Annotated in this window: 22 protein-coding genes; 2 read left to right on the plus strand and 20 right to left on the minus strand. The window is 69.1% G+C overall.

Going from position 1 to position 22,334, the window contains the following annotated elements; all coding sequences use genetic code 11:
* The first annotated feature begins 21 nt into the window (after positions 1-21).
* Positions 22-621: a TetR/AcrR family transcriptional regulator gene (locus F3H32_RS09485; RefSeq protein WP_115756396.1), complete on the plus strand. Its 600-nt coding sequence runs from the start codon at positions 22-24 to the stop codon at positions 619-621.
* A gap of 43 nt (positions 622-664) precedes the next feature.
* Here F3H32_RS09485 and F3H32_RS09490 read toward each other — a convergent pair whose 3' ends face one another.
* From F3H32_RS09490 to chvE, 15 genes are all read right to left on the minus strand, one after another.
* The gene (locus F3H32_RS09490; RefSeq protein WP_149765641.1) at positions 665-1,300 is read right to left on the minus strand and encodes a 2-dehydro-3-deoxy-6-phosphogalactonate aldolase; all 636 of its coding nucleotides are present in this window, start codon (positions 1,298-1,300) and stop codon (positions 665-667) included.
* Positions 1,300-2,205 carry a 2-dehydro-3-deoxygalactonokinase gene (locus tag F3H32_RS09495; RefSeq protein WP_149765642.1) on the minus strand — a complete coding sequence of 302 codons (906 nt, stop codon included), beginning with the start codon at positions 2,203-2,205 and terminating at the stop codon, positions 1,300-1,302. The genes F3H32_RS09490 and F3H32_RS09495 overlap by 1 nt, the downstream gene beginning before the upstream one ends.
* A complete protein-coding gene (locus tag F3H32_RS09500) occupies positions 2,202-3,140 on the minus strand; it encodes an aldose epimerase family protein (protein WP_223191395.1) in 939 nt (312 codons plus the stop codon). Before F3H32_RS09500 ends, F3H32_RS09495 begins: the two co-directional genes overlap by 4 nt.
* Before the next feature lie 38 nt (positions 3,141-3,178).
* Positions 3,179-4,024, minus strand: coding sequence for an SMP-30/gluconolactonase/LRE family protein (locus F3H32_RS09505; protein ID WP_149765644.1), 846 nt, complete (start codon positions 4,022-4,024; stop codon positions 3,179-3,181).
* Entirely contained in the window at positions 4,021-4,998 is a 978-nt protein-coding gene (gene yjfF, locus F3H32_RS09510) for a galactofuranose ABC transporter, permease protein YjfF (RefSeq protein ID WP_149765645.1), read from the minus strand. Before yjfF ends, F3H32_RS09505 begins: the two co-directional genes overlap by 4 nt.
* Positions 4,995-6,020: an ABC transporter permease gene (locus F3H32_RS09515; protein WP_149765646.1), complete on the minus strand. Its 1,026-nt coding sequence runs from the start codon at positions 6,018-6,020 to the stop codon at positions 4,995-4,997. The genes yjfF and F3H32_RS09515 overlap by 4 nt, the downstream gene beginning before the upstream one ends.
* Positions 6,020-7,537 (minus strand): sugar ABC transporter ATP-binding protein, encoded by a 1,518-nt coding sequence (locus F3H32_RS09520; RefSeq protein WP_149765647.1) that lies wholly within the window; start codon positions 7,535-7,537, stop codon positions 6,020-6,022. The genes F3H32_RS09515 and F3H32_RS09520 overlap by 1 nt, the downstream gene beginning before the upstream one ends.
* A gap of 52 nt (positions 7,538-7,589) precedes the next feature.
* Positions 7,590-8,546 (minus strand): galactofuranose ABC transporter, galactofuranose-binding protein YtfQ, encoded by a 957-nt coding sequence (gene ytfQ, locus F3H32_RS09525; RefSeq protein ID WP_149765648.1) that lies wholly within the window; start codon positions 8,544-8,546, stop codon positions 7,590-7,592.
* Positions 8,547-8,582: 36 nt separating this feature from the next.
* Complete coding sequence (locus F3H32_RS09530) at positions 8,583-10,091, minus strand: aldehyde dehydrogenase (NADP(+)) (RefSeq protein WP_149765649.1); 1,509 nt, start codon at positions 10,089-10,091, stop codon at positions 8,583-8,585.
* 10 nt (positions 10,092-10,101) lie between these two features.
* Positions 10,102-11,013, minus strand: coding sequence for a Gfo/Idh/MocA family protein (locus F3H32_RS09535; RefSeq protein WP_149765650.1), 912 nt, complete (start codon positions 11,011-11,013; stop codon positions 10,102-10,104).
* Positions 11,013-12,755 carry an L-arabinonate dehydratase gene (gene araD / locus F3H32_RS09540; protein WP_149765651.1) on the minus strand — a complete coding sequence of 581 codons (1,743 nt, stop codon included), beginning with the start codon at positions 12,753-12,755 and terminating at the stop codon, positions 11,013-11,015. The genes F3H32_RS09535 and araD overlap by 1 nt, the downstream gene beginning before the upstream one ends.
* A gap of 8 nt (positions 12,756-12,763) precedes the next feature.
* Positions 12,764-13,753 carry an AraD1 family protein gene (gene araD1 / locus F3H32_RS09545; protein ID WP_149765652.1) on the minus strand — a complete coding sequence of 330 codons (990 nt, stop codon included), beginning with the start codon at positions 13,751-13,753 and terminating at the stop codon, positions 12,764-12,766.
* A gap of 2 nt (positions 13,754-13,755) precedes the next feature.
* The gene (gene mmsB, locus F3H32_RS09550; RefSeq protein ID WP_115756684.1) at positions 13,756-14,949 is read right to left on the minus strand and encodes a multiple monosaccharide ABC transporter permease; all 1,194 of its coding nucleotides are present in this window, start codon (positions 14,947-14,949) and stop codon (positions 13,756-13,758) included.
* Positions 14,950-14,965: 16 nt separating this feature from the next.
* Entirely contained in the window at positions 14,966-16,486 is a 1,521-nt protein-coding gene (mmsA, locus tag F3H32_RS09555; protein ID WP_149765653.1) for a multiple monosaccharide ABC transporter ATP-binding protein, read from the minus strand.
* 87 nt (positions 16,487-16,573) lie between these two features.
* Positions 16,574-17,629: a multiple monosaccharide ABC transporter substrate-binding protein gene (chvE, locus tag F3H32_RS09560; protein WP_115756688.1), complete on the minus strand. Its 1,056-nt coding sequence runs from the start codon at positions 17,627-17,629 to the stop codon at positions 16,574-16,576.
* 123 nt (positions 17,630-17,752) lie between these two features.
* On the opposite strand from chvE, the gene F3H32_RS09565 reads away from it, so the two are divergent.
* On the plus strand, positions 17,753-18,703 hold the full coding sequence (locus F3H32_RS09565) for a LysR family transcriptional regulator (protein WP_115756682.1): 951 nt from the start codon (positions 17,753-17,755) through the stop codon (positions 18,701-18,703).
* 84 nt (positions 18,704-18,787) lie between these two features.
* On the opposite strand, the gene F3H32_RS09570 is transcribed toward F3H32_RS09565, so the two are convergent.
* The 5 genes from F3H32_RS09570 to F3H32_RS09590 form a co-directional block, all read right to left on the minus strand.
* Positions 18,788-19,516 (minus strand): hypothetical protein, encoded by a 729-nt coding sequence (locus tag F3H32_RS09570; RefSeq protein WP_149765654.1) that lies wholly within the window; start codon positions 19,514-19,516, stop codon positions 18,788-18,790.
* A gap of 78 nt (positions 19,517-19,594) precedes the next feature.
* Entirely contained in the window at positions 19,595-20,749 is a 1,155-nt protein-coding gene (locus F3H32_RS09575) for an MFS transporter (RefSeq protein ID WP_149765655.1), read from the minus strand.
* Positions 20,746-20,952, minus strand: coding sequence for a hypothetical protein (locus tag F3H32_RS09580; protein WP_149765656.1), 207 nt, complete (start codon positions 20,950-20,952; stop codon positions 20,746-20,748). The genes F3H32_RS09575 and F3H32_RS09580 overlap by 4 nt, the downstream gene beginning before the upstream one ends.
* 14 nt (positions 20,953-20,966) lie before the next feature.
* Complete coding sequence (locus F3H32_RS09585; protein WP_188128633.1) at positions 20,967-21,395, minus strand: acyl-CoA thioesterase; 429 nt, start codon at positions 21,393-21,395, stop codon at positions 20,967-20,969.
* Positions 21,396-21,405: 10 nt separating this feature from the next.
* On the minus strand, positions 21,406-22,326 hold the full coding sequence (locus F3H32_RS09590) for a BKACE family enzyme (RefSeq protein ID WP_149765658.1): 921 nt from the start codon (positions 22,324-22,326) through the stop codon (positions 21,406-21,408).
* Between the last annotated feature and the right edge of the window lie 8 nt (positions 22,327-22,334).

A 22,334-nucleotide genomic window follows, 5' to 3' on the forward strand; every position in this document is an offset into this window, starting at 1 on the left:
CTTGATCTGATGAGGGACGCCATGGCTCGGACACGGGCAGCGGATTTCGAGGAAAAGCAACGCGGCCTGCTGGACAAGGCGGCCGAGGTCTTTGCCGATCTGGGCATGGAAAAGGCATCCATGGCGCAGATCGCAGCGCATAGCCAGGTCTCCAAGGCGTTGCTTTATCACTACTATCCCAGCAAGGACGCGCTGATCTTCGCCATCATCATCACCCATCTGGAAGAACTGGAGGCGGCGATCGAGGAAGCCGACGACCCCGCCCTGCCGCCCCAGCAGCGGCTGCGCCGGCTGGTCGGCACGGTGTTGGAGCGTTACCGCGGCGCCGACAACCAGCACAAGGTGCAGTTGAACGCCACCCCCGCCCTGGGCGACGAGCAGAAGGCCGAGATCCTGGATGTCGAACGCCGCATCGTCCGCCGCTTCGCCGCCGTCCTGCGCCAGATCAACCCCGACCTGGACGACCCGCAGCGCCCCTTGCTGACCCCCGTGACCATGTCGCTGTTCGGGATGATGAACTGGGTCTACATGTGGTTCCGCGACGGCGGCCGCATCACCCGCGACGATTACGCCGATGTGGCCACCACCCTGATCCTGGAAGGGATCAAGGCAGTGCGCTAGGCGCAAGGCCGCTCAGGTCCCTCCGCCCCCCGCGCCCGACGACTTAAGAGCGCGCCTGGGGCAGCGCCCGCCAGGCCTGGACAAAGGCGGCCGCCTTGGCCGCCGTGTCACCGGCCGCCTGCCCCGGCCGGTAAAGCGACTGCCCCAGGCCAAAGCCGTCCGCCCCCGCCTGGGCATAGGCCGCCATGGTCTGCGGGTTGATCCCACCCACCGGCAGCAGCTTGGCGGCGCGCGGCAGCACACTGCGCATGGCCCGGACGGCGGCGGGCGGGATCATCTCGGCCGGGAACAGCTTCAGCGCCGCCGCCCCGGCATTCAGCGCCGCGAAAGCCTCGGACGGCGTGGCGATGCCGGGCAGGTAGATCAGGCCCAGGCGCGTCGCCTCGGATGCGACAGCGGGGTCGAAATTCGGCGCGATGATCAGCCGCCCGCCGGCCGCATGGACCGCCGCCACATCCGCCGCCGCCAGCACCGTCCCGGCGCCGATCACCGCACCGGGCAGCGCGGCCGCCAGCCGGGCGATGCTGTCCAGCGGCTCGGGCGAATTCAGCGGCACCTCGATCAGCGCAAACCCCGCCCCGGCCAGCGCCCCGCCCTGCGCCACCGCCTCGTCGGGCCGCAGGCCGCGCAGGATGGCGACCAGCGGACAGGTGGCAAAGGCGTTTTCCCAATCCGGCATCAGACGATCCCCGCTTTTCGTGCAATGGTCCAAAGCCCCTGCCGCGCCATGCCGGGCGGGGCGATGCGCGCCGCGCCTCCGGCCTGGGACAGGGCGATGCGATAGCGCTCGGCCAGGTCGCCGCGGCCGATGATCATGACCGGGACTTGCGGCGGCGGCGCCATCCGCGCCACCTCGTCGCCGATCAGCAGGCCCGACAGGTAGTCGGCGATCTGCGCCGGCGCAAGCCGCTCCAGCAGCGCCAGCGACCGCGCGGCGAAGATGCGGGCCAGCAGCGGCCCCTGGGCCCGGCCGGCGTCGAGGCCCCGCATGAATGCCTGGGCGTCGAACGGGCCGGGCACGGCCAGCCGCCCCAGGATCGAGCGGTCGCGAAGCAGGGCAAAGACCTCGCCCGTCATCACGCTGCGAAAGCCGGCAAGCCGCCCGTTCCTGACCTGCGCCCATTTGCTATGCGTGCCCGGCAGGACGAAAAGCCCCTGTGCTTGGTCATGGCCGGCCGCGGCCAGATGGCCGATGATCTCGGTCTCTTCGCCGCGCATCACGTCGGGGGCCGGGCCGTCCGCCCCATCCACCGCACCGCAGACGAAATGCAGATCGCCCAGCCGCGCCCGGTGCCGCACCAGCGCCCCGGCCAGCGCCGCCGCATCCAAAGGCAGCGGCAGATAGGGCGTTTCGACCCAGCCGTTGCGGCTGGTGATCATCCCCGATGCGATCACCGGCACCCCCCGGCCCAGCCACGGCCCGACGGCGCGTTCCAGCGCGCCGGGAAAGCCGCCCGGCTCCTGCCCGGCGGCCAGGATGCCCGGCCCGGTGTCCAGGCTGTCCAGGACCCGCCCCGCCGCATCCATGCGCCAGGCCCGGAACGAGGACGTGCCCCAGTCGATGCCGATCAACCGCGCGGTCATCGGTCGAACCTGTAGCTGACATGGTGGCGATAGATCTGCCCCGGCCGCAGGATGACCGAGGGGTAATCCCCCCGATTCGGCGCATCCGGCCAGCCCTGCGTCTCCAGCGCCAGCCCGGCATGGGGGCCATAGCACCGGCCGTCCAGCCCCCGCCAGCCGTCGAAATGCCGGCCGTCATAGACTTGCAGGCCCGGCTGGTCGGTGACGACCGTCAGCCCAAGCCCGCCTTGGCCGGTCAGCCGCGCCACCGGGCGCGCGGGCCGCGGCCCCTGCGACAGGCAGAAATTGTGGTCCAGCCGCGTCGCGCCGACAGGGCGGGCGCGGCGAAAGTCGAACTCGGTGCCCGCGACCGGCGCGGTTCCCGGCAGCGGGATCAGCTCGCCATCCACCGGCAGGTAGCGCTCGGCGTCGATCTGCAATTCATGGCCGCGGATATCGCCGGTCCCGTCCAGGTCGAAATAGCCGTGATGGGCCAGGTTGCAGGGCGTGGCGGCATCGCTTTGCGCCTGCATGTCGATGACCAGCGCCCGGTCCCGGACCGCAATGGCGACGCGGATCTCCAGCCGCCCCGGAAAGCCCATATGCCCGGCGGGCAAGACATGCGACAGCACCGCCCGGTCCCCTGCCTCTTGCTCGATCCGCCACAGGTGCAGGTCCAGCCCGTCCCGACCGCCATGCAGCGTATGGCGGCCCAGAAAGTTCGGGTCGGTGCGATGCGCCGCGCCGTCCAGCACGAATCCCGCGCCGCCGATGCGGTTGGCGCAGCGGCCGACGATCGCGCCCAGATAGCGCGCCTGGCCCAGATAGGCGGCGGGCGCGGCCGCGCCCAGCACCAGCGGATGATCGACCCCTTCCAGCCGCAGGTCCTGCACGATGGCCCCCAGCGTCAGCACCTGCGCGCTTAGCCCGGCCGAGCGCAGGGTGATGCGCCGCACCGCCCTTCCGTCGGGCAGCGGCGGGGGCGCGGCCCCCGTCACAGCAGCACCGCCGGTTCGGGGATGGCGCGCAGGTCATGGGCGACCAGATAGGTCAGCCCCTGGGCCGGGTCCGGCGCGGCAATGCCTTCGCGCGCGGTCGTGACCAGCATCTGCCCCGCCGCGCCAAAGGCCGGGCAGGTGGAATGCTTGCCGCCGACCGTGAAGCGATGCGTCTGCCGCCCGTCCGGGGCAAAGCGGATCACCGCCCCCTCGCCCCAGCAGGCGCAGCAAAAGCCGCCATCCGCGTCGATCACCGCGCCGTCGGGGGCCAGCCCTTGCCCGGCAAGGTCCAGATAGGGCTGTCGCGGGCCTTGCGGCCAGCCCTGCGCATCCAGCGGCTGGCGCCAGACCCTTGCAACCGCCGTATCGGCAAAGAACGCCGTCCGCCCATCGGGTGCAAAGCTGATCGCGTTGGGGATGCCGATGCCTTGGAACAGCCGCCTGACCTGGCCGCGATACCAGCGATAAAGGGCGCCGGCCCCCGGCTCGGCCCGCTTGCCCATGGTGCCGAACCAGAAACCGCCCTGCCGGTCCGCGCGCCCGTCGTTCGAACGGGTGGCGGCATCGCCTGCCTCGACCGGCGCCAGGTCCTCCAGCGCGCCGCCGCGGGTCAGGTCCAGGATCGCAAGCCCCGTCTCGGTCGCGACCAGCAGCCGGTCGCGGTCGATCCAGCCCGCGGCCGAGGCCATGCGGTCCAGCCGCCATTCCAGCGGCCCGGCATGGTCGCGCGACATCAGCCGCCGGCCCAGGATGTCGAACCAGAAGAACTGCCGGCGCAGCGGATGCCACAGCGCACCTTCGCCCAGCAGGCACGGCCGGTCGTCATGGACGCTGGCGTTCATCGCCCCGCCCCGGCGGCCAGGCGGTCCTGCGACAGCTTGACCAGCCCCTTTTGCAGCAGGATGAAGGCCAGCAGCAGCACCCCCACCACGATCTTGGTCCACCAGCTCGACAGGCTGCCGTCGAAGACGATATAGGTCTGGATCAGCCCCATGGTCATCACCCCGATGAAGGTGCCGAACATATAGCCCGCGCCGCCGGTCAGCAGCGTGCCGCCGATCACCACCGCGGCGATGGCGGTCAGTTCCGTCCCCACCGTCGCCAGCGAATAGCCCGAGCCGGTATAGATGGTGAAGACGATGCCCGACAGCCCCGCCATCAGCCCCGAAAACGCATAGACCAGCACCGTGGTCCGCCCCTGCCGGACGCCCATCAGCCGCGCCGTCGCCTCGCCGCCGCCAAGCGCCAGGACGCTGGTGCCGAAGCGGGTCTTGTGGGCGACGACGATGCCCGCCGCAAAGGCCAGCAGCATCACCACCCCGATCAGCCGCAGCCGGCCCTTGCCGGGCATCAGCCAATAAAGCCCTTCGAGCCAGTCGAAAAACGGATGCACCACCGGCACGGAATCGATGGACAGCATATAGGCCGCGCCCCGCGCCAGGAACATGCCCGCCAGCGTCACGATAAAGGCGGGCATGGCCAGCCGGTCGATCAGGAAGCCCATCGCCGCGCCGAACGCCGTGGTCAGCGCCAGCAGCATGGCAAAGACGGCCAGCGGATGCAGCGTGCTGTCGCGCAGGACCACGGCGATGAACACCCCGGAAAAGGCGATGACGCTGCCCACCGACAGGTCGATGCCGCCCGACAGGATCACCAGCGTCATCCCCACCGCGACGATGCCCAGATAGGCGTTGTCGGTCAGAAGATTGCCGATGACGCGGGTGGACAGCATGGCGGGGAACTGCGTCCAGCAGACCAGATAGGCCAGCAGGAAGATGGCGATGGTGACGTATAGCGGCAGCGCACGGATGTTCATTTCGCGGCTCCTTTCCCGTCGGCGGGGCGGTTGCGGGCGGCGCGCAGGCTGTCGCGCCAGAACTGCCATTCCGGCGCCAGGCGCGGCGATTGCAGCACCAGGATCACCAGCACCAGCACCGCCTTGATGATCAGGTTGTATTCGGACGGAAAGCCCGCCAGCCGGATGCCGATGGTGATGGTCTGGATGATCAGCGCCCCGATGACCGAGGCGGCGATGGAAAACCGCCCGCCCAGCAGCGAATTGCCGCCGATGACCACCGCCAGGATGGCGTCCAGTTCCAGCCACAGGCCGGCATTGTTGGCATCCGCGCCGCGGATGTCGGCGGTGACGACCAGCCCGGCCAGCGCCGCGCAGAGCCCCGCCGCGACATAGACCGCGACCAGCAGCACCGTGGCGTTCACCCCGGCCAGCCCGCTGGCGCGCCGGTTGATCCCCGTGGCCTCGACCAGCATCCCCAAGGCGGTGCGGCGCAGCACCAGGGCAAAGGCCGCGGCGGTCGCGATCCACAGCCAGGCGGGAACGGGCAGCCCCAGGGCCGTGCCCGAGCCGATCCAGGCAAAGCCCGCATCGGTGAATGTCATGATCCGGCCTTCGGTGATCAACTGGGCGATGCCGCGGCCCATGGTCATCAGGATCAGCGTGGCGACAAAGGGCTGGATGCCCAGGACCGCCACCAGCACGCCGTTCCACAGCCCCGCGGCGGCGCCGGCGCCAAGCGCCAGCAGCAGCGCCGCCGGCAGGCCCCAGCCGGCGGTGATCGCCGTCGCCGCGACCGCGCCGCAGATCGCCATGATCGCCCCCACCGACAGGTCGATGCCGCGCGTCGCGATGACCAGCGTCATCCCCGTCGCCAACAGCGCGACCGGCGCCGCGCGCTTCAGCACATCGACCAGCGGCCCCGACAGGCGGCCGCCGCCAAAGGACAGGTCCAGGAAGGCGGGATAGAACGCCGTCACCAGCCCGACCAGCGCCGCCAGCGCGACCAGTTGCGGGGCCAGGCGGCGCATCAGCCCCGCCATCACGCCGCCCCCTGGGCCGCGGCCGCCGGCGCCGGGCCGGTGGCGGCGATGGCCTGCATGATGCGGGCGGGGGCGATGTCCTCGCCGGCCAGTTCCGCCACATGCCGGCGGTCGCGCAGCACGATCACCCGGTCGGACACCGCGATCAGTTCGTCGATCTCGGACGAGATGACCAGCAGCGCCATGCCCTGCGCGGTCAGGTCGTGGATCAGCCGCAGGATCTCGGCATGGGCGCCCACGTCGATGCCGCGCGTCGGCTCGTCCAGGATCAGGAAGCGCGGGTTCATCGCCAGCCAGCGCGCCAGCACCACCTTTTGCTGGTTGCCGCCCGACAATTCGCCCACCCGCTTTTCGCGGCCGGTGGTGCGGATGTCCAGGCGGCGGATGTAATCCTCGGCCAGCCGGTTCTGTTCGGCGCGCGCGATCGGCCGCGCCCAGCCCCGCCGGGCCTGAAGGCCCAGAACGATATTCTCGCGGATGGTCAGGTCGGCGACGATGCCGTCGGTCTTGCGATCCTCGGGGGCCAGGCCGAAGCCTGCGGCGATGGCCGCGCGCGGCGTGGAAAGGTCCAGCGCGCCCCCCTGGTCGCGGGCACGGCCGGTCTGGGCGGGCTTCAGCCCGAACAGCAGTTCCGCCGTCTCGGTCCGGCCCGAGCCCAGAAGCCCGGCCAGCCCCAGCACCTCGCCCTGGCCCACCTGCATGTCAAAGGGCTGGACCGCGCCGCGCCGGCCCATGCCGGCAAAGCGCAGCATCGGCGGGCGCGGACCGCGGCGCGCGGCGGGTTCTTGCGTCGCCGCCTCAAGCTCGCGGCCCAGCATATGTTCGATCAGCGCCACCCGGTCCAGGTCGCGCGTCCGCTCGGTCGCGACCCGGCGGCCATTGCGCAGCACCGTCACCCGGTCGGACAGATCGAACACCTGGTCCAGGAAATGCGACACGAAGACGATGCCCAAGCCGCGGGCGCGCAGGCCGCGCACCACATCGAAGACCATGCGCACCTCGGCCGCGTCCAGGCTGGCGGTCGGCTCGTCCAGGATCAGCACCTTGCCCGACAGCGCCACCGCCCGCGCGATGGCGACGATCTGCTGGATGGCCACGGAATAGCTGCCCAGGTCGCGATCCACGTCCAGCGACAGCCCGTAATCGCGCAGCATCGCCCGCGCCTGGGCGCGCATCGCGCGGTTGCGGATCAGGCCCCAGCGGCGCGGCTCGCGCCCGAACATCAGGTTCTGCGCCACGGTCAGGTTGGGCAGCAGGTTCACTTCCTGATAGACGGTGCCGATGCCCAGTTCCTGCGCCTCGACGGTGGATTGCGGGTCGATCCCGGCGCCCTCCAGCGTGATCGCGCCGCCGTCGCGGCGATAGGCGCCGGTCAGGCATTTGATCAGCGTGGACTTGCCGGCACCGTTTTCGCCCAAAAGCGCGTGGACCTCGCCCGCGGCCAGGTCGAAATCCACCGCGTCCAGCGCCTTGGTGCCGGGAAAGGTCTTGGTCAGCGACCGGATGGTCAAAAGCATCTCGCCCCCCTGGTAAGCGCCGGGCCGGCCTGCGGCGGCCCGGCTGCGGGCATCAATAGCCCAGGCCCTTGCGGCGTTCGTATTCGCCCGCGGGATCATCGGCCTGGGTGTAAAGCCTCGATTCCGTCTGGATGAACTTTTCGGGCATGGTGCCGTCGGCCCAATAGGCTTCCAGCGCGTCAAAGGCGGGGCCGGCCATGTTTGGCGTCAACTCGACCGTCGCATTCGCCTCGCCATTGGCCATGGCCTGGAAGATATCGGGCACCCCGTCGATGGACACGACCAGGATGTCCTCGCCCGGCTTCAGCCCGGCCTCCTTGATGGCCTGGATGGCGCCCACGGCCATGTCGTCGTTATGGGCGTAAAGCGCGCAGATGTCCTTGCCGCCGTTTTCGGCCTGAAGAAAGCTTTCCATCACCTCCTTGCCAAGCGCGCGGGTAAAGTCGCCGGTCTGGCTGCGCACGATTTCCAGGTTCGCATGGTCCTTGATCGCCGCCTCGAACCCGGCCTTGCGGTCGATGGCCGGGGACGAGCCGGTGGTGCCCTGCAATTCCACGATGCGGCAATCGCGCTCGCCCACCTCGCCGGCCAGCCATTCGCCGGCCACCTCGCCCTCATGCACCAGGTTCGAGCCGATGGCGGTCAGATACAGGTCCTCGGCACTGTCCACCTGCCGGTCCAGCAGGACGACGGGGATTTCCGCCTCCTTGGCCTCTTCCAGCACCGAATCCCAGCCGGTCGCCACCACCGGCGCCAGCAGGATGGCATCGACCCCCTGCGCGACAAAGGACCGGATCGCGGCGATCTGGTTTTCCTGGCGCTGCTGCGCGTCCGAGAATTGCAGCTCATAGCCGCGCTCTTCGGCCTGGGTCCGGGTCAGCGTGGTTTCCGCCGCCCGCCAGCCGGATTCGGAACCGATCTGGGAAAAGCCGATCGTCTCTCCCTCGGCCAGCGCGGCACTGGCCGAGACGGCCAGCATGGCGGCGGTGCTCATCAGGTATCTGGTCATGGTTTCCTCCCTGTTATGACCTTGGGGCTGTTTCTTTCAGCCCCGCAAATCCTCGGGCAGCAGCGCGTCGGGCAGATCCTGATAGCAGACCGGGCGCAGAAAGCGCCGGATCGCCATGGTGCCCACGCTGGTGGCGCCGAAATTCGTCGATGCGGGATAGGGGCCGCCATGCACCATGGCATCGGCGACCTCGACCCCGGTGGGCCAGCCATTGGCCAGCACGCGGCCGGCCTTGCGCTCCAGCACCGGCATCAGCCGCCCGGCCAGCGCCATGTCGCCCTGGTCCATCTGAAGCGTGGCGGTCAACTGCCCCTCCAGCGCGCGGGCCAGGTCCAGCATCTCATCATCGTCCTGGACGGTAACGGCCAGGCCCAGCGGGCCGAACACCTCTTCGCCCATGGCGCGGCTGGCCAGAAAGGCGTCGGCGGTGGTCCGGTAAAGGCTGGGCAGGGCGTTGCGCCCGCGGCTGTCGCTTTCCAGCACCGCCTGCGCCATGCCGGCGATGCGGTCGCGGCCTTCGCAATAGGCGGCGGCGATGCCTTCGGTCAGCATGACCTGTTCGGCCGCATCGGCCAGCGCCGCGCTTGCGGCGTCCAGCATCGCATCGGCCGCCGCCGCGGGCAGGACCAGCAGGCCGGGATTGGTGCAGAACTGCCCCGCGCCCATGGTCAGGCTGGCGGTCCAGCCCTGGGCGATCTGCCGGCCGCGGGCGGCGGCGGCATGGGGCAGGACGAAGACCGGGTTGATGCTGCCCAACTCGCCGAAGAACGGGATCGGCTCGGGCCGCGCCGCGCAAAGGTCGTAAAGCGCCCGGCCGCCGCGCAGGCTGCCGGTAAAGCCCACCGCCCGGATCAGCGGATGGCGGACCAGCGCCGCGCCGACCTCGTGGCTGTCGCCGTGGATAAAGGAAAAGGTGCCGGCGGGCATTCCGGTCGCGCGGATGGCGGCGTCGATGGCCTGGGCCACGATCTCGCCGGTGCCGGGATGGGCGGGGTGGCCCTTGACCACCACCGGGCAACCCGCCGCCAGGGCCGAGGCCGTGTCGCCCCCCGCCGTCGAAAAGGCCAGCGGAAAGTTCGAGGCGCCGAAGACCGCCACCGGCCCGATGGGCCGCTGCATCAGCCGCAGGTCGGGGCGCGGCAGCGGCTGCCGGTCGGGCAGCGCCGGGTCGTGGCGGCGGTCCAGGTAATCGCCCTGGCGGATATGGTCGGCAAACAGCCGCAACTGGCCGATGGTGCGGCCGCGCTCTCCCTCCAGCCGGGCTGGGGGCAGGCCGGTTTCCTGCCGGCCGATTTCGGTGATCGCCTCCGCCCGCGCCTCGATTTCCGCGGCGATGGCGTCCAGGAAGTCCGCCCGCGTGCGGCGCGGCGCGCTTCCATAGGTCCAGAACGCCGCCTCGGCCGCCTGGGCGGCGCGGTCCACCAGTTCTGCATCGCCCGAACTGAAAACCCGCGCCGGCCCCTGCGCCGGGGCGGACCGGAACGTCGCCGCGCTGCGGGTCCATGCGCCGGCGATCAGATGCTTGCCTTGGGGGCTGTCGGTCATGATCCTGTCCTTAGAAATCGAAGGGTTCGACAAGGGTACGGCGGCCCAGCAGAAAGGCGTCGGCCACCAGCACCATCGGCGACAGATCCAGATCCGACGCGCCCCGGCGCACCAGTTCCGCCATGCGGGCGTAAAGCGCCGGGTATTCGCCCATGATGCTGGCCTCGCCCCCGGCGGGCCGGCCGTCGATCTCCAGCACATTGCCGCCCATGCGCAGGGCCAGCGGGCCGGCATCGGTCTGAAACTCCATGTCCCAGGTCTGCGGCCCGTGCTGGCGGAAATCGAAATCGGCGGTGATGTTGTGGGACAGGGCCAGCCGCGCGGCGATGGGGGCCTGGCGGTTGGCGGGAATGTCCAGTTCCGCCGCCTTCAGATGCACCCGTGCCGGCAGGATCTCGGTCAGGATCGACAGCGCGTTGATGCCGGGGTCAAAAACCCCCATGCCGCCCGCATCCAGGATCCAGTCCTGGCCCGGATGCCATTTGCGCAGGTCCTCGCGCCAGGTGATCCGGCCTTCCTGGACGGTGCGGTCGGCCAACCAGCGTTTCGCCGCCGCGACCGCCAGCGCCATGCGCGAATGCCAGGTCGCGAAAATCGTCACGCCATGCGCCTGGGCCAGGTCGCGCAGCACATGCACCTCGGCCAGGGTGGCGCCGGGGGGCTTTTCCAGCATCAGGTGGCGGCCGGCGCGCAGCACCGCCTGCGCCGCCTCGAAGCGCGGCACCGGCGGCAGGCACAGGCTGACCGCGCCGATCTCGGGCCGCGTCTCCAGCATCGCCTCGATGCGGGGGAATGCCTCGACCCCCTCGATGCTGCCATGGCGCGAGACGGTGGCGGCCAGGTCCCAAACCGCGCTTGCCTCCAGCGCCGGCAGGTGCTGGTCAAGCGCGATCTTGCCGATGCCTGCAAGCGCGAGTTTCATCAGTGGCTTTCCTTTCCGACCGGATTGCCCCGGCACCCTATCAGGAAGTCCAGGTCTGCGCCGGTATCGGCGCCCATCACATGCTGCTGGTGCAGCCAGGCATAGCCGCTGGCGGGACCGCCGGGCTGCGGCTGCCACTCGGCCAGCCGCGCCGCCAGTTCCGCCTCGGTCACGTCAAGATGCAGCCGGCGGTTGGGCACGTCCAGTTCGATCATGTCGCCGTCGCGGACCACGGCCAGCGGCCCGCCCGCCGCCGCCTCGGGGCTGGTATGCAGCACCACCGCGCCGTAAGCCGTCCCCGACATCCGCGCGTCCGAGATGCGGACCATGTCGGTGATGCCCTTGCGCAGCACCTTAGGCGGCAGACCCATATTGCCGACCTCGGCCATGCCCGGATAGCCGCGGGGCCCGCAGTTCTTCAGCACCATCACGCAGGTCTCGTCGATGTCCAGCGCCTCGTCCTCGATGCGGGCCTTGTAATCGTCGATATCCTGGAACACGACGGCGCGGCCGCGATGGACCAGCAGATGCGGGCTGGCGGCCGAGGGTTTCAGCACCGCCCCGTCCGGGGCCAGGTTGCCGCGCAGCACCGCGATGCCGCCCTGCGGCGTCAGCGGGCGGTCGGCGGGCAGGATCACCTCTTCGTTCCAGTTGACGACGTCCCTGACCTCGTCCCAGATCGCACCGCCCGATACGGTCAGCGCCGCCTTGTGCAGCATCCCCGCCTCGCCCAGGCGCCTTAGCACCACCGGCAACCCGCCGGCATGGAAAAACTCCTCCATCAGGTATTCGCCCGAGGGCATCAGGTTCACGATGGTCGGCACGTCGCGGCCCAGCCGGTCCCAGTCGTCCAGCGTCAGATCGACGCCGACGCGGCCGGCCAGCGCCAGCAGGTGGATCACCGCATTGGTCGAGCCGCCGATGGCGCCATTGGTGCGGATGGCGTTTTCAAAGGCCTGGCGGGTCAGGATATCGCTGGGCTTCAGGTCGTCCTTGACCATCTGCACGATCCGCCGTCCCGTCAGTTGCGCCATCACCCGGCGGCGCGAATCCACCGCCGGGATCGCCGCATTGCCCGAAAGCGCCATCCCCAGCGCCTCGGCCATGCTGGCCATGGTGCTGGCCGTGCCCATGGTGTTGCAGGACCCGGTCGAGCGGCTCATCGACGCTTCGGCCTCCAGGAACTCGTCGGCCGTCATGGCCCCGGCCTTCACCGCCTCGGAAAAGCGCCACAGATGCGTGCCCGAACCGACGCGCTCGCCGCGGAAATGGCCGTTGAGCATCGGCCCGCCGGTCACGACGATGGCGGGAATATCGGTCGAGGCGGCGGCCATCAGCAGGCTGGGCGTGGTCTTGTCGCAGCCCACCATCAGCACCGCGCCGTCCATCGGCTGGCCGCGGATGGTTTCCTCGATCGCCAGCGCCGCCAGGTTGCGAAACATCATCGCCGAGGGGCGGAAGGTGTTCTCGCTGGCGGAAAAGACCGGCACCTCGACCGGAAAGCCGCCCGCCTCCCAGACGCCGGCCTTCACCTTTTCGGCCAGTTCGCGCAGATGGCCGTTGCAGGGGGTCAGGTCCGACCAGGTGTTCAGGATGCCGATGACCGGGCGGCCGTCGAACAGGTCGTGCGGATAGCCCTGGTTCTTCATCCAGCCGCGGTGATAGATCGCGTCGCGGGAAACGCCGCCGAACCATTCCTGCGAACGCAGCTTGCGGGGCCAGGGTGCCGGGGTAAAGCTCATGTCGGTTCTCAAAGGGCTGCGACGGCGACCGGGGCCGCGTCATGGGAATGTTGGATCAGGCGGTTGCAAAGCGGCAGGCCGAACTCGGGGCTCTCGATCTGGAAGCGGTCGCCGGGCCGGACGGCGATGCCGTCGGCGAATGACAGGGTGGCGGTGCCCAGGAAATGCACATGCACATCGCCCGGCTGGCGGAACAGCGCATATTTGAAATGATGGTGTTCCAGGTTGGCCAGGCTGTGGGACATGTTCGCCTCGCCCGACAGGAACGGCTTTTCCCAGACCACCTTGCCGTCGCGGATGACCCGACTGGCGCCCTCGACATGGTCGGGCAGCGCGCCCAGGCGCATCTCGGGGCCGAAACTGGCCGGGCGCAGCTTGGAATGGGCCAGCCAAAGATAGTTGCCCCGCTCGGTCACATGGTCCGAGAACTCGTTGCCAAGCGCAAAGCCCAGGCGAAACGGCCGCCCGTCCGGGCCGATCAGGTAGATGCCGGCGATCTCGGGCTCTTCGCCGCCGTCCAGCGCAAAGCCGGGCGACACCAGATCGGCCCCCGGCGCCACCGCGCCATGGCCGTTGCCCTTCCAGAACCATTCCGGCTGCACGCCCACCTGTCCCGGCTGCGGCTTGCCGCCTTCCAGCCCCATGCGGAACATCTTTATGCTGTCGGTCAGCTCGGCCGGGTCGGCCTTGCGGTGCATGGCGTTGCGCGTTGCGGCCGAGCCCAGATGCGTCAGCCCCGTCCCCGTCAGGTGCAGATGCGCGGGGTCGGGATGATCGACCGGCAGCAGCATCCGCCCCTGCGCCAGCGCCGCCGCCAGATCCACCGGCTTGCCCCGGCCGCGCGCCGCCACCTCGGCGGCAAGGCTGCGGCCCGCCGCGATGGCGGCCTGGGCCAGCTCCAGCGTGGTGGCGGCGCCGGGGACCAGATGCGCCCCCCCTTCGTCGCGCATGGCCACGCCACGGGCACCATCGGCCAGATGCAGTTGCGAAAGCAGCATGGTCAGGCTTCCTTGTTCTTGTTGTAGACGTCAAAGACCACGGCGGCGAGCAGCACCAATCCCTTGATGACCTGCTGATAGTCGATGCCGATGCCCAGGATGGACATGCCGTTGTTCATCACCCCCATGATGAAGGCGCCGACCACCGCGCCGACGATCCGCCCCGAGCCGCCGGCCATCGACGCCCCGCCGATGAAGACCGCCGCGATCACGTCCAGTTCGACCGCAAAGCCGGCCTTGGGCGTCGCGGTGTTCAGCCGCGCGGCATAGATCATCCCCGCCAGCGCGGCCAGCACGCCCATGTTGACAAAGGTCAGGAAGGTCAGCCGTTCCGTGCGGATGCCCGACAGCTTGGCCGCCTTGGCATTGCCGCCGACGGCATAGACGCGCCGGCCGATGGTCGTGCGCTCGGTGATGAAGACATAGACCACCGTCAGCACCACCATGGACAGCAGCACGTTGGGCAGGCCGCGGAACCAGGCCAGCTTCCAGGTCACGAACAGAAGCGCCGCCGCGACGATGGCGTTGCGCAGCAGGAACAGGCCCATCGGCTCGTCCTCCATGCCGTAGCGGGCATTGCGGGCGCGGCCGCGCAGGCCCAGCCACAAAAGCACCATCACCGCCGCCACCCCCACCGCCATCGCCAGCACGTTGGGCCGGCCGACCATGAACAGGTCGGGGATGAAGCCGTTCGACAGCGCCTGGAAGCTTTGCGGAAACGGGCCGATGGATTGCCCGGCCAAAAGCCACAGCGACAGGCCGCGAAACACCAGCATCCCGGCCAGCGTCACGATAAAGGACGGGATCTTCCAATAGGCGACGAAATAGCCCTGCACCGCGCCGATGGCCGCGCCGCAGACCAGGCAGGCGACCATGGCCACCCCCACCGGCAGCTTCATCGACACGATCATCACCGCCGCCAGCGCACCGACAAATCCCATGACCGAGCCGACCGACAGGTCGATATTGCCGCCGACGATGACCAGCAGCATCCCCAGCGCCATGATGATGATATAGCTGTTTTGCAAAAACAGGTTGGTGATGTTCACCGGCCGCAGCAGCGTGCCCCCGGTCACGACCTGGAAGAACACCATGATCGCGATCAGCGCGAAAAGCAGCCCGTATTCGCGGATGTGCCGGGCGATATAGGCGCCGATGCCGATGCCGGCGCCGCGGGCGCTGTCGGTCTGGGTCATGCCCTCTCCCTCCTTTTCATTCCCGCACGATCAGCGACATGATGGCTTGCGGGCTGGCCTCGGCCGCCGCCAGTTCGCCCACGAAGCTGCCCTGGTTCATGACATGGATCCGGTCGCACATGCCCAGCAGTTCGGGCATCTCGGACGAGATCATGATGACGGCCTTGCCGGCCGCGCTCAATTCGTTGATCAGGCTGTATATTTCGTATTTGGCGCCCACGTCGATGCCGCGCGTCGGCTCGTCCAGGATCAGCAGGTCCGGCTGGGTGAACAGCCATTTCGACAAGACGACCTTCTGCTGGTTGCCGCCCGACAGGTTCATCACCTTCTGAAAGACCGAAGGGGTGCGGATGCGCATGGCATGGCGGTATTTCTCGGCCACCTCGGTCTCGCGCCCCTCGTCGACGACGCCGCGGCGGGATACGGCGTCCAGGTTGGCCAGCACGGTGTTGCGGCGGATGGTTTCCTCCAGGATCAGGCCCAGCGTCTTGCGGTCCTCGGTGACATAGGCCAGGCCCGCCGCGATGGCGCGGTCCACGGTGGACACGTCGGCGGGGCGGCCGTGCATCAGCACCTGGCCGCCGATGTTGCGGCCATAGGAGCGGCCGAAGATGCTCATCGCCAGTTCGGTGCGGCCCGCGCCCATCAGCCCGGCGATGCCCACCACCTCGCCGGCGCGCACGGTCATGGACAGGTCGCGGATCATCTGGCGGTCGCGCTGTTCGGGATGCCAGACATTCCAGTCGCGCAGCTCGAACACCACTTCGCCGGCGCGGCGCTCGCGGTCGGGAAAGCGGTTCTCCATGCTGCGGCCGACCATGTCGCGGACGATCCGGTCTTCGGTCAGGTCGCCGCCGCGCGCGTCGATGGTGGAGATGGTGGCCCCGTCGCGGATCACCGTCACGCTGTCGGCGATGCGGCGCACCTCGTTCAGCTTGTGGCTGATGATGATCGAGGTGACGCCCTGCGCCTTCAGCTCCAGCAGCAGGTCCAGCAGCGCCTGGCTGTCGCCCTCGGACAGGGCGGCGGTCGGCTCGTCCAGGATCAGCAGGCGCACGTTCTTGGACAGCGCCTTGGCGATTTCGACCAGTTGCTGCTTGCCGACGCCCAGGCTGCCGACGCGGGTGCCCGGCGCCTCGCGCAGCCCGACCTTGGCCAGCAGCCCCTCGGTCTCGCGGAAGGTGCGCGGCCAGTCGATGACGCCGCGGGCGGCGCGCTCGTTGCCCAGAAAGATGTTCTCGGCGATGGTCAGCAGCGGCACCAGCGCCAGTTCCTGGTGGATGATGATGATGCCGCGATCCTCGCTGTCGCGGATGCCGGAAAAGGCGGCGCTTTGCCCGTCATAGACGATCTCGCCGTCATAGCTGCCATGCGGATAGACGCCCGACAGCACCTTCATCAGGGTGGACTTGCCGGCGCCGTTCTCGCCGCAGATGGCGTGGATTTCGCCCTCGCGCACGGACAGGCTGACATCGTCCAGCGCCTTGACCCCCGGAAAGGTCTTGGTGATGCGGCGCATTTCCAAAAGCGGATCCATCGGGATTTCCCCTGCGACTGGCCCTTGACGCGGCCCGGCCCGGAACCGCCGGCCAAAAGGCGCGGCGGCCCGGTCCCGGCGGCGGCCTTATTTGATCTGGTCGGCGGTGTAATAGCCCGATTCGATCAGCACGCTTTCGATGTTCGACTTGTCCACCGGCACCGGCTCCAGCAGATAGGACGGGACGACCTTGACGCCGTTGTCATAGGTTTCGGTGTCGTTGATCTGCGGCTCTTCGCCCTTCAGCATCGCATCGACCATGCCCACGGTGACGCGGGCCAGTTCGCGCGTATCCTTGAAGATGGTCGAATATTGCTCGTCCGCCAGGATCGACTTGACCGACTGGATCTCGGCGTCCTGGCCGGTGACGATGGGCATCTGCATGTCGCCCGACCCGTAGCCCACCCCCTTGAGCGAGGACAGGATGCCGATCGACAGCCCGTCATAGGGCGACAGCACCCCATGCAGCGGCTTGTCGGTGTAATTGGCCGACATCACGTTATCCATCCGGGCCTGGGCGGTGGCCGGATCCCAGCGCAGCGTGCCGACCGTGTCCATGCCCATCTGGCCCGAAGGGATCACCACATCGCCCGCGTCGATCAGCGGCTGGATCACCGACATCGCGCCATCATAGAAGAAATAGGCGTTGTTGTCGTCCGGGCTGCCGCCGAACAGTTCGACATTCCAGGGTTTGGTGTCGGGAAAGCGCTCTTTCAGGCCGGCGACCAGCGAACTGGCCTGTTCGACGCCCACCTTGAAATTGTCGAAGGTGGCGTAGTAATCCACGTCCGGCGTGTCGCGGATCAGCCGGTCATAGGCGATGACCTTGATATCGGCCGCCGTGGCATTGGCCAGCGCATTGGACAGGGTGGTGCCGTCGATGGCGGCGATGACCAGCACGTCCACGCCCTTGGTGATCATGTTCTCGACCTGGGCAAGCTGGTTGGGGATGTCGTCCTCGGCATATTGCAGGTCGGTCTCGTAGCCGGCTTCCTGGAATTGCTTGACCATGTTGTTGCCGTCGTCGATCCAGCGGGCCGAGGATTTGGTGGGCATCGAGATGCCGACCGTTTCCGCCATGGCGCCCGGCACGGACCAGGAAACACCGATCGCCAGCGCGATCGCCGCAGTGCTGAATTTCATGTCATCCTCCCGCTGCGCAGCGCGCATGGGCGGCTGCGTCTCCTCCAGTGGTGCAAACACCCTAGCAGCCGCGCCGCATATCGGTAAAATGACTAATCAAGCATTCCGCATAGCAGGATTGGTATGCCCCAGCCCCGCCTGTCCTTGAAGCCCGCGCAATTGCGGCTGATCCACCAGATCGCGCAAAGCGGCCAGTTGCAGATCGCCGCCGAGACGCTGGCGATGACCCAGCCCGCCGCCTCGCGCATGCTGGCCGAGGTCGAGCGCCAGGCCGGCGCGCCGCTGTTCCTGCGCCTGCCCAAGGGGATGGAGCCGACCGAGATCGGCGCCACCTTCCTGCGCCGCGCCCGCGCCATCCTGCGCGAGATGGACAGCATGGCCACCGACATCCGCGATCTGCGCGCCGGCCATGCCGGGGCGGTGCGGGTCGGCTCGGTGACGGGACCGGCGGTCAGTTGCCTGGTCCCGGCCATCCGCCAGGTCAAGCTGCAATCGCCCGGCGCGCGGATCAGCGTCGAGGTCCTGCCCTCGCGCGAGTTGCTGCGCCTGCTGACCACGGGCGAAATCGACTTCGTGCTGGCCCGCATCCTGCCGGAATTCGACAGCCACGATTTCAGCATCCTGCCGATGCGCGACGAAAAGGTCAGCCTGATCGCGCGCGCCGCGCATCCGCTGGCCCGCGCCCCGGTGGTCACTTTGACGGAACTGGCGGGCTATGAATGGATCATGCAGCAGCGCGGCGCCCCGATCCGCGAAGCGACGCTGGCGGCTTTTGCCCAGGTCGGCCTGCCCGAGCCGGCCGACACCATCAACTCGCCCTCGATGCTGTGGACGATGGCCTATCTGGCGCAAAGCGACGCCGTCGCCCCGGTCTCGGACGAGGTGGCGCAGCTTCTGATCCGCCCGCCGGTATCGGCCGGGTTCACGGTGATCCGCAGCGCGCAAGAGGTCCGGGTTTCCACCTATTACCTGCTGGCGCCGATCCGCCGGCCGCTATCGCCGCTTGCGATGCGGCTGCGCGACGAGGTGGCGCGGAACTCGCGCAGCCAGGTGCTGGACCAGGCCGGACCCTAGCGCCCCCGGCGGCTAGGCCACCGGCCAGCCGACCGCAGAAACGGCCGGCCCGGACCATCCGCCCAAGCCGGCCGCATGGGAATGTCAGCCGTCGCCTTCGCCACCTTCCCCGCCGCCATCGCCGCCATCACTTCCGCCGCCGGAATCGCCGCCCGAGTCGCCATCCGACCCGGCATCCCCGCCTCCGCCGGCCCCGCCTCCGCCGGCCCCGTCGCCGTCACTTCCATCACCGCCGGCCCCATCGCCGTCGCTTCCGTCACCGTCGCTTCCGTCACCGCCGGCCCCATCGCCATCGGTTCCGTCGCCTGTGTCCCCATCCGCATCACCATCGCCATCCCCATCGCCGTCGCCGACATCGGTCCCGGTTCCCGGCTCAGAGGATCGGCCATTGCTGGACTGGTCGGGCTCGGGGCGCAGCTTGACGCCGTCGACCGAAACCAGGCTGCCATTGGCGACGCTGTAGACCAGTTCGATGGGCTGGCCGCCGCGCTGCGCATTGACCGTCAGCATCGGCCCTTCGCGCAGGATATGGATGTCGGTAAAGCCCTGCGCGACCAATGTCCGCGCAATCGCCTCGTCATTGTCAAGCTGCTCCAGCAGCGGGTAATCGGGTTCGGTCACGGCGCCCACGGCGGTTCCCGGCTCGGCCGCCACGCCCGGCACGATGGCGGTATTGCCCGAAGGCGTCTGCACCACCGTCGCGTCGCCCTCGATCACCTCGGCGTTCTGCGCCAGGACCGTCGAGCCCATCAGCGCGCCAACAGCCAGCACCTTGCCGCCGATCAGGGCGGTCGTCAAACTGCGCTTCAGCATGATCTACCTCCTCCATGCATACCGGCTTGAAACCCCGGCCGACGGCAAAGGGTTTCGTCACGCCCGTTCGCATCGGCGTCATCGCGCGGCAGAAGCCCCGCGATCCATGGTCAGCCCCAGGACGGCCCCGCAGGCGCTGGCCGCCACGGCGATGGCGACGGGCAGCGCATAGGACCCGGTCGCCGAGAACAGCTTGCCCGACAGGGCCGGCGCGACAAGCCCCGCGGTGCCATAGGCGATCATCAGCCTGCCATAGACATCGCCGATCCGGGCGGTGCCGTATTGCTGGCCGATCAGCACCGGCATCAACGAGGCCGAGCCGCCAAAGACCGCACCCACCGCAAGCGCCCCCGCCAGCGCCAGCGGCGGCCAGGGCAGAACCAGCGCCAGCAGCCCGGCCCCGGCCAGGACGTTCGACCATACCAGCATGGCCCGGCCCGAAGACAGTTCCACCGCCTTGCCGCCGACAAGCGAGCCCAGGATATAGCCCAGCGTAAAGGTTCCCGGCGCCAGCCCCGCCACCGCCGCGCTGCCGCTTGCCGCCAGCACGATGCCCGAGACATGGGCAACCAGCATCAGGCCGCCATAGCAGATGAAGAAAAAGGTCAGCGCCAGGCGCAGGAATTTCGCATCGGCGATATCGGCCAGGGACCAGCCGGCAGGCCCGTCCGGCGCAGGGGCGGCAAGGCCCTGCGCCGGCAGCAGCAGCGCGACGGCAAGCCCGACCAGGGCGATGGCCAGGCCGATGGCAAGAAAGCCCGCCGCCGGGCTGGCGGCCTGGATCGGCTGCGCCAGCAGGCTGGACAGGGCGACGCCGCTGACGGCAAAGGCGGCCATGACCAGCCCCATCGCCATGCTGCGGATCCCGGCGGGCAGTCGCGTCACCAGCGCCAGCGCCAGGCCATAGCCCAGGCCGGCCCCCAGCCCGAACAGCACGCCATAGCCCAGCAACAGCGTTCCCAGGCCCTGCCCCCAGGCAAAAAGCAGATGCCCGCCACTTGCCAGGCCAAAGGCCAGCAGCGCATAGGCCCGGAAATCCAGCCGGCGCAGGATCCGGCCATGCAGCGCCATGCCGACGGTAAAGGCCACCAGGGCAAAGGCCGGCGCCAGGCTAAGGGTGGCGCGCGGGACCTCCAGCGCCGCCTCGATCGGAAGCAGGAACAGGCTCCAGACGTAAAGGATGCCCATGGCCGCATTGGTCAGGCAGGCCAGGAACAGCAGGCGCAGCGTCATGGCGGCGCCCTTTCCGCCTGCCTGGGTCCGTCCGCGACGGACGGAAGGGCGTCCTTGCCGGCCCGCACCGTGTGGGCTGCATCCCGGTCGGCCATTTCCCGCAGCCGCCACGCCCGCGGCCCGGTCGCGACGCGGCGCCCGCCGGGCGCGGGTTCCGTTCCGAACTCGGTCCGGAAATATTCGATCTGCGCGGCGTCCAGCATCGCCCTGCCCCCTTTCAGCGGGGCGGGACCGGCGACGCGGCCCGCTGCAACGCCTCGCGGATGGGGGCGGGGATCGGCCTGCTCTGGCGCTCGACCGCATCGAAGAACACCTCGACCGTCTCGCAGGTCGAGACGGGCCGGCCGGTGCGGCTTTCGCGCATCTCGAAGCCGACCGTCACCGATTTGCCCCCGATCCGGTCGATGCGGGCCAGGATGTTCAGCGCGGTCCCCGCCACCACCTCAAGATGGTAGTCGATGGTCAGCCGGGCGGTGACCGGAATGACCCCCGCCTCGCCGGGGCCGGGAACGACAAGCCCCATCCGGTCCCAGAACAGGAAAACGGCATCGTCAAAGGCGGCGGCGTAATGGCGCGCGTTCATATGGCCAAAATGATCGCATTGCCATTGATGCGCAAGCCAGGTCGAGACGGGGACGTATTCCATCTGCATCGCCCTACGCCGGTTCCGGGCTGGTCGCGGGCTGGCGCAGCCCCAGGATGGCGCGCGCCTCGGCAGGGGTCGCCACCGCGCAGCCCAGTTCGGTGATGATGCGGCCGGCCCGTTCGACCAGCTGGCCATTGGTGGCAAAGACGCCGCGCTCAAGATAGATGTTGTCCTCCAGCCCGACGCGGCAATGACCGCCCATGACGGTCGACAGCGCGACGATGTCCATCTGCCAGCGCGAGATGCCGAACGCGCTCCAGATCGCATCGGGGGGCAAAAGCTCTTTCATGTAGATCAGGGTCTTGGCATCCGCGGGCGCGGACCATTTCACCCCCAGGCAGATCTGGAACAGCGGCGGCGAGGCGATCACGCCCTGTTCGACCATGCGGCGGGCCAGCAGGATGTCGCCGGGGTTGAAGACCTCGATCTCGGGCTTGGTGCCGCAAGAGGCGATCGCCGCCGCCATGCGGTTCAGCGTGCCGGGCGTGTTCATGAAGATGCAGTCCGGCGCGCCGGCGATGCCGCCCTCAAGGTTCATCGTGGTGGCGTCCAGCGTGCAAAGCTCGGGCAGGTTTTCCAGCACATGGCGGCAGCGTTCCTCGGCGCTGGCCATGTCGGTGGTGGGATGGGCGACCGCCTCGTTCTTGGGCTCGGGGACGAAGGTCGCGCCCATTCCGGTCGTCAGGTTCAGCACGACATCGTCGTTCTTTTCGCGCACGCGCTGGACGATCTCGCGGAAGATGGCGGCAGAGCGGTTGCCCAGGCCGGTCTGCGGATCGCGGCCATGGATATGGACGACCGAGGCGCCGGCATCGGCGGCCTCGATGCAGGCGGACGCGATCTGGGCCGGGGTGACGGGATAGTCGGGATAGCGCGGGTGGATCGGGCCGTCGCCGGTGACGGCACAGGTCAGGATAACCTTGCGTTTCATCTGTCTTC

It is taken from the genome of Paracoccus thiocyanatus (genome assembly GCF_900156255.1).
GTDB classification, from domain to species: domain Bacteria; phylum Pseudomonadota; class Alphaproteobacteria; order Rhodobacterales; family Rhodobacteraceae; genus Paracoccus; species Paracoccus thiocyanatus.

Bases quoted from the DNA above. Each gene is read 5' to 3' on its own strand.
- F3H32_RS09530 (WP_149765649.1), bottom strand. From the start codon at position 10,091: ATGACCGACAGCCCCCAAGGCAAGCATCTGATCGCCGGCGCATGGACC.
- F3H32_RS09585 (WP_188128633.1), bottom strand. From the start codon at position 21,395: ATGGAATACGTCCCCGTCTCGACCTGGCTTGCGCATCAATGGCAATGC.
- F3H32_RS09520 (WP_149765647.1), bottom strand. From the start codon at position 7,537: ATGCTTTTGACCATCCGGTCGCTGACCAAGACCTTTCCCGGCACCAAG.
- F3H32_RS09495 (WP_149765642.1), bottom strand. From the start codon at position 2,205: ATGACCGCGCGGTTGATCGGCATCGACTGGGGCACGTCCTCGTTCCGG.
- F3H32_RS09490 (WP_149765641.1), bottom strand. From the start codon at position 1,300: ATGCCGGATTGGGAAAACGCCTTTGCCACCTGTCCGCTGGTCGCCATC.
- mmsB (WP_115756684.1), bottom strand. From the start codon at position 14,949: ATGACCCAGACCGACAGCGCCCGCGGCGCCGGCATCGGCATCGGCGCC.
- yjfF (WP_149765645.1), bottom strand. From the start codon at position 4,998: ATGAACATCCGTGCGCTGCCGCTATACGTCACCATCGCCATCTTCCTG.
- araD1 (WP_149765652.1), bottom strand. From the start codon at position 13,753: ATGCTGCTTTCGCAACTGCATCTGGCCGATGGTGCCCGTGGCGTGGCC.
- F3H32_RS09515 (WP_149765646.1), bottom strand. From the start codon at position 6,020: ATGGCGGGGCTGATGCGCCGCCTGGCCCCGCAACTGGTCGCGCTGGCG.
- F3H32_RS09485 (WP_115756396.1), top strand. From the start codon at position 22: ATGGCTCGGACACGGGCAGCGGATTTCGAGGAAAAGCAACGCGGCCTG.
- mmsA (WP_149765653.1), bottom strand. From the start codon at position 16,486: ATGGATCCGCTTTTGGAAATGCGCCGCATCACCAAGACCTTTCCGGGG.
- F3H32_RS09565 (WP_115756682.1), top strand. From the start codon at position 17,753: ATGCCCCAGCCCCGCCTGTCCTTGAAGCCCGCGCAATTGCGGCTGATC.
- araD (WP_149765651.1), bottom strand. From the start codon at position 12,755: ATGAGCTTTACCCCGGCACCCTGGCCCCGCAAGCTGCGTTCGCAGGAA.
- F3H32_RS09535 (WP_149765650.1), bottom strand. From the start codon at position 11,013: ATGAAACTCGCGCTTGCAGGCATCGGCAAGATCGCGCTTGACCAGCAC.
- F3H32_RS09570 (WP_149765654.1), bottom strand. From the start codon at position 19,516: ATGCTGAAGCGCAGTTTGACGACCGCCCTGATCGGCGGCAAGGTGCTG.
- chvE (WP_115756688.1), bottom strand. From the start codon at position 17,629: ATGAAATTCAGCACTGCGGCGATCGCGCTGGCGATCGGTGTTTCCTGG.
- F3H32_RS09580 (WP_149765656.1), bottom strand. From the start codon at position 20,952: ATGCTGGACGCCGCGCAGATCGAATATTTCCGGACCGAGTTCGGAACG.
- ytfQ (WP_149765648.1), bottom strand. From the start codon at position 8,546: ATGACCAGATACCTGATGAGCACCGCCGCCATGCTGGCCGTCTCGGCC.
- F3H32_RS09590 (WP_149765658.1), bottom strand. From the start codon at position 22,326: ATGAAACGCAAGGTTATCCTGACCTGTGCCGTCACCGGCGACGGCCCG.
- F3H32_RS09575 (WP_149765655.1), bottom strand. From the start codon at position 20,749: ATGACGCTGCGCCTGCTGTTCCTGGCCTGCCTGACCAATGCGGCCATG.
- F3H32_RS09505 (WP_149765644.1), bottom strand. From the start codon at position 4,024: ATGAACGCCAGCGTCCATGACGACCGGCCGTGCCTGCTGGGCGAAGGT.